The sequence below is a fragment of the Pedobacter heparinus DSM 2366 genome, from assembly GCF_000023825.1.
Lineage (GTDB): Bacteria > Bacteroidota > Bacteroidia > Sphingobacteriales > Sphingobacteriaceae > Pedobacter > Pedobacter heparinus.
In genome coordinates this window covers 1420239-1436200 of record NC_013061.1, presented here as the reverse complement: position 1 = coordinate 1436200, position 15962 = coordinate 1420239, and the positions used below count along the sequence as shown (strand labels likewise).

Genomic DNA, 15962 nt, shown 5'->3' with positions numbered 1-15962 from the left:
ATCGTGTTTTTTCTTGAAAGCCGGTATGCCTGATGATCAGCCTTTTATATTTTATTTAAAAAAAAATTAAGCTTGCTGTCCAATTTCTTTAAAGCCATGCATTATGGTGGTATAAATCAATAAATTTAAAAACAACAATAACATGGAACAGAGAATCAATGCCTTCGAAAAAGGTCAGCATGCAATGAAAGCAATGTACGGTATAGGTGCTTATCTGAGCAAATCATCAATTGAACCGAAACTTTTACATCTGCTTTATTTCAGGGTATCGCAAATCAATGGCTGTGCATATTGCCTGGATATGCATTCTAAAGACCTGCGTGCAGCGGGAGAAACAGAACAGCGCCTGTATGTGCTGGATGCCTGGAGAGAGGCCCCCTTGTTTAGTGAGCGCGAATGTGCAGCCCTGGCATGGGCCGAAGCAGTAACCCGGATAAGGGATGGCAATGTAGCCGATGAAGTATATGAAAGGGCACGCAAACAGTTTTCTGAAGAAGAACTGATCGACCTGACACTAGGCATTACAACCATTAATACTTATAACCGCATCAATATTGCTTTCCGTACGGTTGCCGGCAGTTATACCGTAGGCCAGCATAAAGTACAGGTAAAATAAATAGCAGTACAACAGATCAAATTCATATCTTCAAACATTATAAAAACAAATAGGATGAAAGATTTCGTATTCATATTTCGCCAGGCCGATTCGGGACAAAACAGTGTTTCAGCCGAAGAGGCGGACACCATTAACAAGAAATGGAACGACTGGATAGGCGGGATAGCTGCACAGGGAAAATTAAAAAATCACGGCGCCCATCTGGACCCGGCTGGTAAAGTACTTAAACCAGGTGGCGTAGTTACCGATGGCCCTTTCGTTGAGATCAGGGAAAGATTAGGTGGTTTTATTGTGGTTACAGCCGACAATTTTGATGAGGCAACTACATTGGCGCATGGCTGTCCGGCCCTGGAGGCGGATGGCAGCGTTGAAATAAGGCCTATTTTTGCTTAAATTATAGCGCAGCCGTGTTCAGCTACGGCTGCGCTGATCATTTGGATGGAACAGGAATTTCTAAAGCATTTATTTCAGCAGGAGTTTTCGAAAATGGTTGCTGTAATCAGCAGGCGCTTTGGCCTGCAGCACATAGAAACAGCAGAAGACATTGTGAGTGAAACATTTCTGCTGGCTACGGAGACCTGGGGAACGAAAGGGCTGCCGGCAAATCCGGCGGCATGGCTGTATACTGTAGCCAGGCAAAAGACCCTTTCCTATTTCAGGAGAAATAAAATTTTTGAAGACAAGGTAATTCCCGAAATCCGGCGTAAACAAGAACTGCCGGACCAACCTGAGGTATTGAATTTCTCCCAACAAAATATTAAAGACAGCCAGCTGCAAATGCTCTTTGCGATATGTATGCCAGCAATTGCCAGTGAGGCACAAATAGGCCTTGCATTGCGCATCCTTTGCGGCTTTGGTATCGATGAAATTGCAGAAGCTTTCCTGTCTAACAAAGAGACCATTAACAAAAGGCTGTTCAGGGCCAAAGAAAAGCTGCGTTCAGAGAAGATACAGCTGGTATTTCCTCCTGAGAATGAAATCACCAAACGTCTGGACAATGTGCTCCATATCATCTATCTGCTGTTTAGCGAAGGTTATTATTCCAAAACCCAGAACCAGATCCTGCGAAAAGAACTTTGCATAGAAGCCTTACGCTTGGGCTTAATGCTTACGGAATACGAAAAGACAAATCTGCCAAAAACAAATGCCCTTATTGCCCTGATGTGTTTCCACGCTTCACGTTTTGATGCCCGGCGAAATACTGAAGGCGAGCTGGTTTTATACGAAGAGCAGGATGAAAAACGCTGGGACACAGCACTCATCAACCAGGGCATCCATTTTTTGAACTTATCTGCCAGCGGCAAAGAATTGAGCCCTTACCACCTGGAGGCCAAAATTGCTTATTGCCATTGCAGCAAAGAAGATACTGCAGAAAAATGGGAAGAGATCTTACAGCTTTATAACCAGCTTTTAATGATCAGCTATTCTCCTGCTGCTGCACTGAACAGGACATTTGCCTTATACAAGGCAAACGGAGCAGAACCGGCCCTGAGGGAAGCAGAAAAGTTAAAACTTGAAGACAACCATTTCTATTTCGTATTGCTGGGAGAACTCTATAAAAACATAGACAAAAGCAAAGCGATGAACTGTTTTGAAAGGGCACTGGCATTGGCAAAGACATCGGCAGAGCAACAGCTCATCCGTCAGAAAATAAAGGAGCTATAAAAAATGATCAACGATGAGATTAATTATAAAAATCTCTTTTTTACACTATTATTTTTTAAAAAAAACTATTTTTAGCCGACAAACAATAAAAAAAACCTAAAAATTTAAACGAGCAATGAATAATTTGATAAAGGAGTTCATGGATAAACTTGAACTCAGGAATGCACATGAACCAGAATTTTTACAGGCAGTATTTGAGGTAGCAGAATCAATTATTCCGTTTAGTGAAGAAAATCAAAAATATAAGATCCATAAAATTTTAGAACGCATTGCTGAACCTGAACGGGTGATCATATTTAGGGTGCCCTGGTTGAATGATAAAGGCGAGGTAGAAGTGAACCGTGGTTTTAGGGTACAGATGAATAGTGCCATAGGCCCGTATAAAGGAGGCTTGCGTTTTCATCCTTCGGTAAACCTGAGTGTATTGAAGTTTCTGGCATTTGAGCAGGTTTTTAAAAACAGTTTGACCGGACTGCCAATGGGTGGCGGAAAAGGTGGTGCTGATTTTGATCCGAAAGGAAAATCAGATCATGAGATCATGAAATTTTGCCAGAGCTTTATGACCGAACTGTATAAATATGTTGGCGCTGACATGGACGTTCCGGCCGGAGATATTGGTGTAGGTGCCAGAGAGATCGGCTATTTATTTGGGCAGTATAAACGCATCAGGGGTGAGTTTACAGGAGTGTTAACCGGCAAAGGACCTGAATGGGGCGGTAGTTTGATCAGACCTGAAGCAACCGGCTATGGCGTAGTTTATTTTGTAGAAGAAATGCTGAAGCTTAGGGGCGATTCGCTGAAAGGTAAAAATGTCATCATTTCGGGATCAGGAAATGTTGCACAGTATACGGTAGAAAAATGTATTGAAGTTGGCGCCAAAGTACTTACCATTTCAGATTCAGATGGTTATATATATGACCGGGCGGGAATTGACAAGGAGAAGCTTGCTTTCATTATGGACCTTAAAAACAACCGCAGGGGACGCATTAAAGAATATGCAGATAAATTTAACTGCGAATTCTTTGCCGGCCAGAAACCATGGAGCGTAAAATGTGACATTGCATTTCCGAATGCTACACAGAATGAACTGGACGAGGCAGATGCCGTTTTGCTAACGGAAAATGGCTGTTTTTGTGTAGCTGAAGGGGCAAACATGCCAACTACACCTGCAGCCATACACGTATTTGAAAAGGCTAAGATATTATATGCGCCAGGTAAGGCCGCAAATGCAGGTGGTGTAGCGGTTTCCGGACTGGAAATGTCCCAAAATTCTTTACGCTATTCATGGGGACGGGAAAAAATAGACATCAAGCTAAAACTGATCATTGAACAGATCCATCTTGCCTGCGTGAAATATGGCAAAGAACCAGATGGCTATATCAATTACGGCAAAGGGGCCAATATTGCCGGATTTGTTAAAGTAGCTGATGCAATGATTGCGCAGGGAATCGTGTAAAACTAAATGGGCCGGATTTGTTAATTTGGCGGTTTTAGTTACATTTGGAATACACCAAGAACAGAATTTATGTATCAACTCACTGTAGCTCCCGATAAGGTAAACGAAACGCTAAGCAAACACATTCTGGCTGATGGTTTTGATTTGACTTACGACATGGAAAAAAGTCAGGGGGCTTATATTTATGATTCCAAATATAACCGTAAGCTGCTCGATTTTTTTACCTGCTTTGCTTCGGTCCCTTTAGGTTACAACCATCCTAAAATGATCAATGATGAAGCTTTCAAAAGTAACCTTTTGCAGGCAGCACTGGCCAACCCTTCCAACTCTGATGTATATACGCAGCAGTATGCACAGTTTGTAGATACATTTTCTAAACATGGTATTCCTGAATACCTGCCCCATGCTTTTTTTATTGCCGGCGGTGGACTGGCTGTTGAGAATGCCATTAAGGTAGCGATGGACTGGAAGGTGCAAAAGAATTTTGCCAAAGGCTATAAAGAAGAAAAAGGCTTTAAGGTTTTACATTTTGAAAAAGCCTTTCATGGCCGTACCGGTTATACTTTGAGCCTGACCAATACCCTGCCCGATAAAACCAAATGGTTTGCCAAGTTCGACTGGCCAAGGGTGTCGGTACCCACAGTTAAATTTCCTTTACAGGCTGAAAACTTAAAACTGGCCATCGAAACTGAAGAGACCTCAATTGCCCAGATTAAACAGGCTTTTGCCACACATAAAGATGATATCTGCGCCATTATAGTAGAACCTGTACAATCTGAAGGGGGCGACAACCACCTGCGGGAAGAGTTTCTGGCACGTCTGAAAAGTATTGCTGATGAGCAGGATGCCTTCCTGATCTATGATGAGGTACAAACCGGAGTTGGCCTGACCGGCAAATTCTGGTGCCACCAGCATTTCAGCGAAAAAGCACGTCCGGATATTATCGCCTTTGGCAAAAAGATGCAGGTATGTGGCATCCTGGTTGGCCATAAGGTGGAGCAGGTGGAAGGTAATGTTTTTAAAGTTCCTTCGCGCATTAACTCTACCTGGGGTGGTAACCTGGTAGATATGGTACGTTCTTCACAGATCCTGCAGATTGTAGCGGAAGACAATTTATGTAACAATGCCGCTGTAGTTGGCCGTTACTTGCAGGAGCAGCTGGAACAGCTTGCTGCTAAATACGATAAAATGGGCAATGTGCGCGGAAAAGGTTTGCTTTGTGCCTTCGATTTTGCCAGTAAGGCCATGCGTGATGCCTTCATACAAAAAGGAATGGAAAACAATGTGATGTTTTTAGGCTGCGGGAACCAGACCATACGTTTCAGGCCGGCCTTATGTATAGAGAAAAAACACATTGACGAAGGTATGGCAGTGATGGAACGTATATTACCTGCCTTATAATGGGTAATAAAAAACTGAACACCTTTTTAGGGATATTGGTTGTAGTTTTAGTGGTATGGATGATCAGGGGTACCTTTATGCAACCCGGCATCAGCAGCCTTAAAGGTGGGTTTACAGAAGTAGCCCATTACCGGAACGAGAACAATACCGGCCCGATACAGCATGTTTTTACCGTTACGGTAAAAGATACGGCGGCGGCCCAGCTTGAGGCCTATGGCAACTTTATGCCTCACCATAAGGGCGGTAATACCAAAGTTTATTTCTTTGCAGCAGGAAATCCAGTGCCGGATGAGCTATATCCGGGAAAGCCGAACTTCGACCCGGCATTTAATCCTTATTGCATTGCCCTGTATGAGAAAACAGCTATGGGCAATGCAAGTATTGAAAAAAATCCTTTCAGATAAAATTTATACAAATGCGGAAAAGCCAGTAATGGCCCGCCCCACAATCAAGGTATTGATCTCTTTCGTACCTTCATAGGAATAGATGGCTTCAGCATCGGCTACAAAGCGGGCGACATCGTATTCCAGCAAAATACCGTTGCCACCCATTACTTCACGGGCCCTGCTTACTACATCCCTTGTGCGCATTGAACAAAATACTTTAGCCAGCGAGGCATGTTCATCGGTCAACAGGCCCTGGTCCTGCAGTTGCGAGAGCCTGAAACACAGCGTTTGCATAGCGGTAAGGTTAGACAACATTTCTACCAGGTGATTCTGGATCAGTTGATAAGAGGCAATGGGTTTGCCAAACTGTTTCCTGGTCCGCGTATAATTTAAAGCACTTTCATAAGCACCCCTGGCACAGCCCACAGCCTGCCAGGCTACTCCTGCCCTGGTCATTTTTAACACTTTGGCTGTATCCTTAAAGGAATTTGCATTTTGCAGGCGGTCTTCCTCATCTACCTCACAATTGGTTAAGGTAATCAGACCGTTTTGCACAATACGCAGAGCCATTTTGTCCTGCATCTTTTCTACTGCAAAGCCTTTGCTCCCTTTTCTTACCAGGAAGCCCTTAACCTGGTTATCGTCAACATCTCTTGCCCAGATTACGGTAATGTCTGAAAACGTGGCATTACCTATCCATTTTTTTTGTCCGTTCAACAGCCATTTATTTCCCTGCCTTTTGGCTGTGGTGGTTAAGCCCCCTGCAACACCAGAGCCTACTTCAGGTTCTGTTAAGCCAAAGGCCCCAATAATTTTCATCTGCTGCATATCCGGTAACCATTGCTGCTTCTGAGCTTCCGAACCCAATAAATAGATAGCGCCCATGGCCAGTCCGCTTTGTACGCCAAAAAAGGTAGACATAGAGGTATCCACACGGGCCATTTCCATGGCCAGCATGCCTTCCATCAGGTTGGATTTACCCGGACAGCCGTAGCCCTGATAGGTTAAACCACAAATGTTCAACTCAGCAATTTTAGGGATCAGCTCAAATGGGAATTCCGCTTTGAGCCAGTATTTGTTCACTACAGGTTTTACTTCCTTTTCTAAAAACGCCCTTACCTTTAGCTGCAGGGCCCGGTCTTCATCTTTTAAGGCCTCCTCTCCGAGTTGATAAAAATCGCCCTCAATTGGTGGCAGTTCCCTTTTTTTACCCTGGCCGCCCATCATTTTCATCAGCCCCTGTAACTGGGTCTCATCCAGGTTGGAAACAGAATCAATCATTTTGGTGAGGTCTACTTTTTTAGATAAAGCTTCCAGCTTCCGGAAGTCTACATGTTTAAAAAGAGTATAAGCATTTTTTAAGGAAGAGAAAATATTGGCCATAGTAAATTGTTTAGAATAAAACAGAATATACCACTTTTTGTTGGCCCGGCCTCAATTTTTACCAAAACTAGCTCAGGTTAAACAGGTTGTCAACCCCTAAAAGCTTACGTGAAGTAAATCCTTCACCATAAGTACCCCCAACGGTTTTGCCAAATTCCCTTGCACGGCCAATTACACTCTCAAAAAACTCCGGCGAGGAGATATAAGTATCCGGTCCGTCGAGATCAGGATTGAAAAACTGGGTTTTGAAGGCTTTAATGGCAGCCAGTTTGGTTTCAAAATAAGGCGTGATGTCTACAATTACATCCGGTTTAATGTAACGGTCCTGAATGTACTGCAACACTAGCCGCGGGCGCCAGGCCTCTTGTGCAGCCCCATCCAGTGCTGTATTTATTTTGGCCAGGCCCGATAAAAAACAGGCCTCTTCGGCCAGATCCCCTGCCCGGCCATGATCCGGGTGCCGGTCATGCAGTGCATTGGTCAGCACGATTTCGGGCTGGTACTTACGGATCATTCTGATCACTTCCAGCTGATGGGCCTCGTCGTTCTTAAAAAAACCATCCCTGAACCTCAGGTTCTCACGTACATGCAGGCCCATAATCTTCGCCGAATCCGCAGCTTCTTCGTCACGGGTTTCGGCAGTACCCCTGGTACCCAGTTCGCCCCTTGTAAAATCAATTATCCCAGCTTTTTTGCCCATGGCAATGTGTTTTACAATCGTTCCTGAACAGCCCAGTTCAGCATCATCCGGATGGACAGCGAGCACCAATAGATCTAACTTCATAAAGTTCTTTTTAATTTAAAGCAAGCGTTGAATTTTTTTCTTCACTTTGGAAGAAAGCGGCTTGGTGAAGGGAAAAAAATAATCTACCACCTCGCCTTCCTTATTTACAAGGTATTTGTGAAAGTTCCAGCGTGGCGTAGCCGTTTGTGTTAAAAATTTAAACAGAGGGTGTGCCTGCTCACCCCGGACCATAATCTTTTCAAAAACCGGAAAGTGTACACCATAATTTGCTTCACAAAAATTACCAATGGCTGCCCCCTCTAAAGGCTCCTGCCTGCCAAAATCGTTAGAAGGAAAAGCCAGTACCTCGAAATGTTCTGTCCCAAATTGTTCCCTGAGTTCCTGTAAATCCTTTAACTGCGGAGCAAAACCACAGGCTGAAGCAATGTTTACAATCAGCAGCACTTTGTTTTTATATGCAGAAAGGTTCTTTTCAGCCCCATTAATAAGTTTCACCTTAAACTGGTGTATGCTTTTAGATTGGTCAGACATAGTTTCTATTGATAAAACCCAGAGGAAACGATAATGGATTCGATGTCCCTATCTTCCTGCGGGCTATATGTGCTTTTCAGGTTGTGGCCTACCACCCTTGCAACCGATTGGTACAGGAACGCAGTAACCCCTCCTTTTGTTTCTTTTATAATATCGTAGGTAGTTCTGCCCAGCTCCCTGTCTATAAGTTTGGTTAAAATTTGTCCCTGGGTAATTGTCAGTTCCTTAATCTCCCTGTTAAACATTTCCTTGATCTCTTTATCACACTGCTTAACCAGTTTTTTCTGTTCCTTTTTTTCCGTTGTCAGTGCCAGGTCCCTTTCCAGCTGCTCATATCTTCTTTTGGCAAATAAGGCATAAGGCATCACCTTCATTACATTATAACGCAACCTGTTAAATGCAGCCCGGTCTGCCGGCGATTTAAAGAGCCGCATGGCAAAGATTTCTACTTCATTGAGCGGGATCCAGGGGATCATTTCTCCGTTGTCATTTGTTGAGGCCACCCTGATCGTATCATTCTTTCCCAATACCGGCATTTTAACAGGCACAGTGCTCACCTGCGCTTTAGCGGAAGCACCTGAAATAATGACAATTGAAAGAATAAACAGCCTATAAAAATTCATAATTTTATACCCAGGCAAATTTAGGGCTAATTTTATATTTTTGTTCCTTTACTGATCTAATATACCCATTTAACGATAAACGGGTATAATTTTTACGTAAATAATACAAAATGACAATTGACCAACAGCAATGGGGTAGTACCCCTAAAAACCCCGCTGTATGGATTATTTTACACAATGCCATAGAAAAACATTATATTAAGGGGATCAACTGTTAACGAAAAACAAAGGAATATAAATGAAGAATGCATTAGTTATTGATTTAGAAGCAGAAAAGCAGGAGATACTGAAAAGATACCGTGCCCTTTTGCGTGCTTGTAAGCCAACAATGCAAAGAGGGGATAAAAAGGAAATCAGGAAGGCTTTTGACATGGCATTGGAGAGCCATAAAAACATGCGGAGAAAATCCGGGGAGCCTTACATCTATCATCCAATTGCTGTGGCCCAGATTGCAGCAGAAGAAATTGGGCTGGGCACCACGTCCATAGTATGTGCGCTATTGCACGATGTGGTGGAAGATACAGACATTACGCTGGAGGACATTGAGCGGGAGTTTGGTAAAAAGACAGCAAAAATTATTGATGGGCTGACAAAGATCTCGGGTGTTTTTGACTATAACAGCTCTTTGCAGGCAGAGAATTTTAGAAAAATGTTGCTGACCCTGGCAGATGATGTAAGGGTAATCCTGATTAAACTGGCCGACCGGCTGCACAACATGCGTACCATGGATTTTATGCCGAGGCAAAAACAGCTTAAAATTGCATCTGAAACCATTTACCTGTATGCACCACTGGCGCACCGTTTAGGATTGTACGCCATTAAGTCTGAGCTGGAAGACCTTTCCATGAAATACCTGGAACCGGATACCTATAAGTACATTGCCACTCAGCTGAACGAGAAAAAAGCAGAACGGACACTGTTCATCAAAAGATTTGTGGAACCGATCAACGAGATCCTGGCAGAACAGGGCCTGACAGCTGATATCTATGGCCGGCCAAAGTCCATCCATTCCATCTGGAACAAAATGAAAAGCAAAAACATACCTTTTGAGGAAGTGTATGACCTTTTTGCCATCAGGATTATTCTGGACAGCCCGCCTGAAAATGAAAAAGCAGATTGCTGGAAAGCCTATTCGATTGTGACCGACCTTTACCGGCCCAATCCCGACCGTTTGCGCGACTGGGTATCATCGCCCAAAGGAAACGGATATGAATCGTTACATACCACAGTAATGGGCCCTAAAGGGCAATGGGTTGAAGTACAGATCCGTACGCAGCGCATGAACGAAATTGCAGAGAAAGGCTTTGCTGCGCACTGGAAATATAAAGAGTCGAGCAACGACAACGGACTGGATCAGTGGATCATGAAAGTAAGGGAAATGCTGAACAACCCGGAAGCCAATGCTTTAGATTTTCTGGACGATTTTAAAATGAACCTCTTCTCGGATGAGATCTTTATTTTTACACCCAAGGGCGCTTTGCTCCAGCTGCCATTGGGCGCTACTGCGCTCGACTTTGCCTTTGAGATCCATACAGATGTAGGCGCAAAATGTATCGGGGCCAAGGTAAACCATAAACTGGTGCCCCTGTCTTATAAATTGCAGAACGGCGACCAGGTAGAGATCATTACCTCCAGCAAGCAATCCCCAAAAGAAGACTGGCTCAATATCGTTGTTACTGCCAAGGCAAAATCAAAGATCAAATCTTCTTTAAAAGAAGAAAAGAGAAAAATTGCCGAACTGGGCAAGGAAACACTGGAACGTAAGCTGAAATCATTAAAGATCACCTACAACACCGATAATTTAAATAAACTCAGCTACTTCTTTAAGCTGCCTTCTACCCAGGAACTGTTTATTGCGGTGGCAAAGGGAAAAATTGAATTAAAAGACCTGAAAGATTACCTGGCCAGTGAAAAGGAAATAGAGAACCGTGGTGCCGAGAAAAATGAGCACCAGCAGATAGATGCGCTGCTGAACAAGGTAAAAGGACCTGAATCGGACATTTTACTGATTGGCGAAGACCTGCAAAAAATAGATTATACACTGGCAGCCTGTTGTAACCCAATTCCGGGTGATGATGTTTTTGGTTTTGTAACCGTTAATGAAGGCATAAAAATACACCGCACCAATTGCCCGAATGCGGCACAGCTGATGGCGAACTATGGTTATCGGGTGGTTAAAGCAAAATGGAACAGACAAAAAGAGCTTACTTTCCTGACCGGGCTGCACATTATAGGTATTGATGATGTGGGGCTGATCAATAACATCACCAAGGTGATCTCGAACGATTTTAAGGTAAATATGCGCTCTATAACTGTAGACACTGATAATGGGATCTTCGATGGCTCTATCATGATCTTTGTAAACGACAAGGACCACCTGGACAACCTGATTAAAAATCTGTTAGAAGTTAAAGGGGTAACGGGAGTTACACGTTTTGATGCCTAAAAATAACAATAAATCATAGCGTTTATATAAAAAATTGATACCTTTGAAAGGAGTTTAAAAACTATGTCGACAAACCACAACAGCGAGTTGGTTAGAAAAATATTCGAAGCCTACCTCGAAAATAAAAGTCTCAGAAAAACACCGGAGCGTTTTGCCATCTTAGAAGAAATTTACTCAAGAGATGACCATTTCGATGTAGAGACCCTTTACATCCACATGAAAAACCAGAAATACCGTGTAAGCAGGGCTACAGTATACAATACTTTAGAGTTGCTGGTTTCATGTGACCTGGTTACCAAACACCAGTTTGGTAAAAACATGGCCCAGTTTGAGAAATCTTACGGTTACCACCAGCACGACCACGTGATCTGTATTGATTGCGGCAAAGTTGTGGAATTCTGCGATCCGCGTATCCAGCAAATCCAGAGTATGGTAGGTGAACTGCTGAAATTTGACATCAAGCACCACTCTTTAAATCTTTATGGCGTTTGTTTTGATTGCTCTGCAAAAGCATCAATGAACAATCAAACTGCCGCAGGTATTAAGCATGCAAGTTAACCAATTATAATATTTCCATTTTTAAATTTAAATAATGACGCAAGTAGACGTGCTTCTGGGCCTGCAATGGGGCGACGAAGGCAAGGGAAAAATTGTTGATGTACTGAGTCCGCAATATGATTTGATAGCTCGTTTTCAAGGCGGTCCGAATGCCGGCCATACTTTAGAGTTTGATGGCAAAAAATTCGTTTTAAACACCATTCCTTCCGGGATTTTCAATGAAAAAACAATGAACCTGATCGGAAATGGTGTGGTGATAGATCCCATCATTTTAAAAAGGGAACTGGATAACCTGAAAAAAGCAGGTCATGATCCTGTTGCCAAAGGCAAACTGGTTATTGCCCGCAAAGCCCATCTGATTTTACCTACGCACCAGTTGCTGGATGCAGCAAACGAACAAAAAATGGGTAAAGATAAAATTGGTTCTACCCTGAAAGGAATTGGCCCTACTTATATGGACAAAACCGGCCGCAACGGATTAAGGGTTGGCGATACTACCCTTCCTGATTTTAAAGAACGTTACAACAAGCTGGTTGAAAAACACAAAGAAATACTTTCTCATTATGAGTTTGAATACGATCTTACAGAGAAAGAAGCAGCCTTCTTTGAAGCCATAGAATTTATTAAAAATATTCCGCATGTAGATAGTGAGCATTTCGTAAATGGCTATCTGAAAGAAGGAAAGACCGTACTTGCCGAAGGTGCCCAGGGCACCTTGCTGGATGTGGATTTCGGCTCTTATCCTTTTGTAACTTCTTCTAATACCACAACTGCCGGTGCATGTACCGGATTGGGTATTGCACCAAACAAAGTGGGCAGTGTATATGGCATTTTCAAAGCCTACTGCACACGTGTTGGCGGTGGCCCCTTCCCTACAGAACTGGATGATGAAGTGGGCGAAACCCTGCGTAAAGTTGGCCATGAATTTGGGGCAACAACCGGACGTGCACGCCGTTGCGGGTGGATTGACCTGCCTGCATTAAAATACGCCATTATGCTGAACGGGGTTACGGAACTGATCATGATGAAGGCTGATGTACTGGATGGTTTTGATACCATTTATGCCTGTACACATTATGAGCACAATGGGGAAACGATCGACTATATGCCCTATGACATCATTACAGTTAAACCAAAACCTGTGTTAAAAGCAATAGAAGGCTGGAAAACTGATGTCACCAAGGTAAGCAAGGTTGAAGAAATTCCGGCTAAACTGGCAGATTACATTGCTTTTCTGGAAAAAGAACTGGAAGTTCCTGTTAAGTACCTCTCTGTTGGACCAGACAGGGTACAAACATTAATATTGAACTAATTTTATATACATAAATTAGCAAAGGGCAGCCATTGGCTGCCTTTTTTGTTCTACATTTGCGCAAATAAAATGAGCCTGCAGGATTTATATTCATTTAAGCAAAAAGCGCTGACCTGGGCCAGTTCCTTTGAAGTATGCTGTGTGCTCGATTCCAACGACTATACCGACCCTTACAGTGCATTTGATCTGATACTGGCAGTAGGGGTAAAAGAAGAGTTAAATGCGCGGTCTGAAGATAAGTTTACGGAACTGAAAGCATTTTACGAACAACACAAAAGCTGGATGTTTGGCTTATTGAGTTACGACCTGAAAAATGAGGTAGAACAGCTCAGCTCTTGCAATGCTGATCAGCTTGGCTTCCCCGACCTGTTTTTCTTTGTACCACGTTACCTGCTGAGGGTTAAAGACGGAAAAGCAGAAGTACTGGTTGGCGAGCCAGCAATTCTTGATACCATTGACCGTATATCCCCACTTATTGCCCCCTATAATAAAGATATTTCTATACAAAGCCGGATTTCGAAAGAACTGTACCTAAAAACCGTTGAAACGTTACAGCAACACATTGCACGCGGCGACATTTATGAAATTAATTTTTGTCAGGAATTCTACGCCTTGCACGCTGCCGTAGATCCTGTAGCCATTTACTGCAAACTGTCAGAAGTTTCACCCACCCCGTTTTCGGGCTTCTTTAAAATAAAAGACCAGTATATCCTCTCTGCCAGTCCGGAAAGGTTCCTTTGTAAAAGGGCCCGTCAGCTCATTTCGCAGCCCATTAAAGGTACAGCAAAGCGAAGCCCGGATAAGGAAGAAGATGCCCGCATTAAAAATAAACTGCGTAAAAATATAAAAGAACAGGCAGAAAATGTGATGATTGTAGACCTGGTGCGCAACGACCTGACTAAAAGTGCCATAAAAGGAAGTGTAAAAGTAGATGAACTTTTTGGCATCTACGGCTTTCCGCAGGTTTACCAGATGATCTCTACCATTAGCAGTAAACTGGACCCTGCTGTCCATTTTGTTGATGCCATTAAACAGGCTTTCCCTATGGGCTCTATGACAGGGGCACCAAAGGTTAAAGCCATGGAACTCATAGAAACCTATGAATCCAGCAAGCGGGGTGCCTATTCAGGAGCAATGGGCTATATCAATCCCCAGGGTGATTTCGATTTTAATGTCATCATACGCAGTATATTGTATCATGCTGATACACGCTACCTGTCCTTTCAGGTAGGCGGGGCTATTACCTTTGCATCCAATGCAGCGGATGAATATGAAGAATGCCTGCTCAAGGCATCAGCAATTATCCAAACCCTTAAAACATAAAAAGACAGCCTTAGGCTGTCTTTTTCTCTATCAGTTAACCGGTTTCCCGTTGGTAGATTTATAGTATCGCTGGGCCTCGGGCAAAATCCTTTGTATCTGCGCAATCCTGGTCGCATCACTGGGGTGCGTACTTAAAAATTCAGGTGGTTTTTGTCCGCTTTGCGATGCTGCAGCCATCCTTTGCCAGAAAGCAATAGCAGTTTGAGGGTTATAACCTGCCATTGCCATGAAGATCAGCCCCAGCCTATCTGCTTCGAGCTCCTGGTTACGACCATAACTTAACATCACCAGGGGTGTTCCTACACCATAAAGCGTATTAAATACAGATTGCTTTTTTTCATTGTTGGCTGTAGCCACATTACCTAAAACACCAACCCCCTGCGCAACCATTTGCTGCGACATCCGTTCGGCTGAATGCCCGGCTATGGCATGGGCAATCTCATGCCCCATTACAGTAGCCAAACCAGCATCGTCTTTTGTAACGGGCAACAGGCCTGTGTAAACGACTATTTTACCGCCCGGCATGCACCAGGCATTTAACTCTTTACTCTGAACTACATTCACTTCCCATTTATAATCTTTGATCAGATCGCCATAGTTATTGTTGTTCATATAATTTTTAACCGATGCGATCAGGGTATTCCCGATCCGCTTTACCCTTTGGGCATCTGCATTAGAGGCCGAGAGCACCGCACCTTTATTTTCCGTTAAAAACTCGTTGTAAGCCTGAAAGGCCATCGGTAATACCTGATCATTGCTAACCAGGTTTAATCTGCTCCTGCCGGTCAGCGGAACTGTAGAGCAGGATGATAGCGCCAGCAATACAGCGGTTGTGCCAACAATCAATAATCTTTTCATAAGTTTTGTTTAATTAGTTTTCTTCTTAAACAGATATACTTTGGATTCTTTTCCTTTAAGCAACCGTTCCAGATTTTTCTGATGGGTTACCAAAATCAGGACACATACACACATACCGTACAGTACTTCTGATTTTATGGACGACTGGAATATGAACACTATGCTCAATGGAAAGGTAAAACCTGCACATATAGAGCCCAGAGATACATATTTTGTAATCAACAGGACGGTAATAAATACCAGAACACAAAGCATCGCTGCCGGAAAGTTAACTGCCAAAATCATTCCAAAAAGCGTGGCCACCCCTTTTCCGCCCCGAAATCCTGCAAATATCGGGAACAAATGCCCCATTACAGCAGTTACACCCAATGCAAGTTCATAATTTACAAACTGGGCCGAGTGCTGGGGCCCCGTAACCGACAGGCCTATAAAATAGGCCAGTTTAGTGGCAGTGTACCCTTTTGCAATATCAATGGTCATTACAGCAATACCTGCTCTTTTACCTAATACCCTAAATGTATTGGTTGCACCGGCATTGCCACTGCCATATTCCCTTACATCAACACCATAAAATGCCTGTCCCAGCCAAACCGCAGTAGGAATAGAGCCAAATAAATAGGCCAGGAGAACCGCTGAAATAGAATAGATAGAAATCATAA

At 43.3% G+C, this 15962-nt stretch carries 16 protein-coding genes; 10 read left to right on the top strand and 6 right to left on the bottom strand.

Going from position 1 to position 15962, the window contains the following annotated elements; all coding sequences use genetic code 11:
* Positions 1–142 precede the first annotated feature (142 nt).
* The 6 genes from PHEP_RS06080 (at position 143) to PHEP_RS06055 (ending at position 5542) form a co-directional block, all read left to right on the top strand.
* A complete protein-coding gene (locus tag PHEP_RS06080; RefSeq protein ID WP_012781377.1) occupies positions 143–616 on the top strand; it encodes a carboxymuconolactone decarboxylase family protein in 474 nt (157 codons plus the stop codon).
* 54 nt (positions 617–670) lie between these two features.
* Positions 671–1009 (top strand): YciI family protein, encoded by a 339-nt coding sequence (locus tag PHEP_RS06075; RefSeq protein WP_012781376.1) that lies wholly within the window; start codon positions 671–673, stop codon positions 1007–1009.
* Positions 1010–1054: 45 nt separating this feature from the next.
* The gene (locus tag PHEP_RS06070; RefSeq protein ID WP_012781375.1) at positions 1055–2281 is read left to right on the top strand and encodes an RNA polymerase sigma factor; all 1227 of its coding nucleotides are present in this window, start codon (positions 1055–1057) and stop codon (positions 2279–2281) included.
* A gap of 115 nt (positions 2282–2396) precedes the next feature.
* Positions 2397–3737 (top strand): NADP-specific glutamate dehydrogenase, encoded by a 1341-nt coding sequence (gdhA, locus tag PHEP_RS06065; protein WP_012781374.1) that lies wholly within the window; start codon positions 2397–2399, stop codon positions 3735–3737.
* A 69-nt stretch (positions 3738–3806) separates the two neighbouring features.
* Positions 3807–5138, top strand: a complete 1332-nt coding sequence (gene lat / locus PHEP_RS06060; protein ID WP_012781373.1) for an L-lysine 6-transaminase — start codon at positions 3807–3809, stop codon at positions 5136–5138.
* Entirely contained in the window at positions 5138–5542 is a 405-nt protein-coding gene (locus tag PHEP_RS06055) for a hypothetical protein (protein ID WP_012781372.1), read from the top strand. The genes lat and PHEP_RS06055 overlap by 1 nt, the downstream gene beginning before the upstream one ends.
* A gap of 3 nt (positions 5543–5545) precedes the next feature.
* Here PHEP_RS06055 and PHEP_RS06050 read toward each other — a convergent pair whose 3' ends face one another.
* The 4 genes from PHEP_RS06050 to PHEP_RS06035 all read right to left on the bottom strand — a co-directional run bounded on the left by PHEP_RS06050 (position 5546) and on the right by PHEP_RS06035 (position 8806).
* Complete coding sequence (locus PHEP_RS06050; RefSeq protein WP_012781371.1) at positions 5546–6907, bottom strand: acyl-CoA dehydrogenase family protein; 1362 nt, start codon at positions 6905–6907, stop codon at positions 5546–5548.
* Between the two features lie 67 nt (positions 6908–6974).
* Positions 6975–7691, bottom strand: coding sequence for a bacillithiol biosynthesis deacetylase BshB1 (bshB1, locus tag PHEP_RS06045; RefSeq protein ID WP_012781370.1), 717 nt, complete (start codon positions 7689–7691; stop codon positions 6975–6977).
* Between the two features lie 15 nt (positions 7692–7706).
* The gene (locus PHEP_RS06040; protein ID WP_012781369.1) at positions 7707–8183 is read right to left on the bottom strand and encodes a glutathione peroxidase; all 477 of its coding nucleotides are present in this window, start codon (positions 8181–8183) and stop codon (positions 7707–7709) included.
* Between the two features lie 5 nt (positions 8184–8188).
* On the bottom strand, positions 8189–8806 hold the full coding sequence (locus PHEP_RS06035; RefSeq protein ID WP_012781368.1) for a DUF4294 domain-containing protein: 618 nt from the start codon (positions 8804–8806) through the stop codon (positions 8189–8191).
* Between the two features lie 238 nt (positions 8807–9044).
* Between PHEP_RS06035 and PHEP_RS06030 the strand changes: the two genes are divergently transcribed.
* The 4 genes from PHEP_RS06030 to PHEP_RS06015 all read left to right on the top strand — a co-directional run bounded on the left by PHEP_RS06030 (position 9045) and on the right by PHEP_RS06015 (position 14445).
* On the top strand, positions 9045–11252 hold the full coding sequence (locus PHEP_RS06030; RefSeq protein ID WP_012781366.1) for a RelA/SpoT family protein: 2208 nt from the start codon (positions 9045–9047) through the stop codon (positions 11250–11252).
* A 63-nt stretch (positions 11253–11315) separates the two neighbouring features.
* The gene (locus tag PHEP_RS06025; protein ID WP_012781365.1) at positions 11316–11810 is read left to right on the top strand and encodes a Fur family transcriptional regulator; all 495 of its coding nucleotides are present in this window, start codon (positions 11316–11318) and stop codon (positions 11808–11810) included.
* Between the two features lie 34 nt (positions 11811–11844).
* A complete protein-coding gene (locus PHEP_RS06020; protein WP_012781364.1) occupies positions 11845–13122 on the top strand; it encodes an adenylosuccinate synthase in 1278 nt (425 codons plus the stop codon).
* A gap of 69 nt (positions 13123–13191) precedes the next feature.
* Positions 13192–14445 carry an anthranilate synthase component I family protein gene (locus PHEP_RS06015; protein ID WP_012781363.1) on the top strand — a complete coding sequence of 418 codons (1254 nt, stop codon included), beginning with the start codon at positions 13192–13194 and terminating at the stop codon, positions 14443–14445.
* A gap of 30 nt (positions 14446–14475) precedes the next feature.
* On the opposite strand, the gene PHEP_RS06010 is transcribed toward PHEP_RS06015, so the two are convergent.
* Entirely contained in the window at positions 14476–15303 is an 828-nt protein-coding gene (locus tag PHEP_RS06010; protein ID WP_012781362.1) for a M48 family metallopeptidase, read from the bottom strand.
* 9 nt (positions 15304–15312) lie between these two features.
* On the bottom strand, positions 15313–15960 hold the full coding sequence (gene plsY / locus PHEP_RS06005; protein ID WP_012781361.1) for a glycerol-3-phosphate 1-O-acyltransferase PlsY: 648 nt from the start codon (positions 15958–15960) through the stop codon (positions 15313–15315).
* Positions 15961–15962 lie beyond the last annotated feature (2 nt).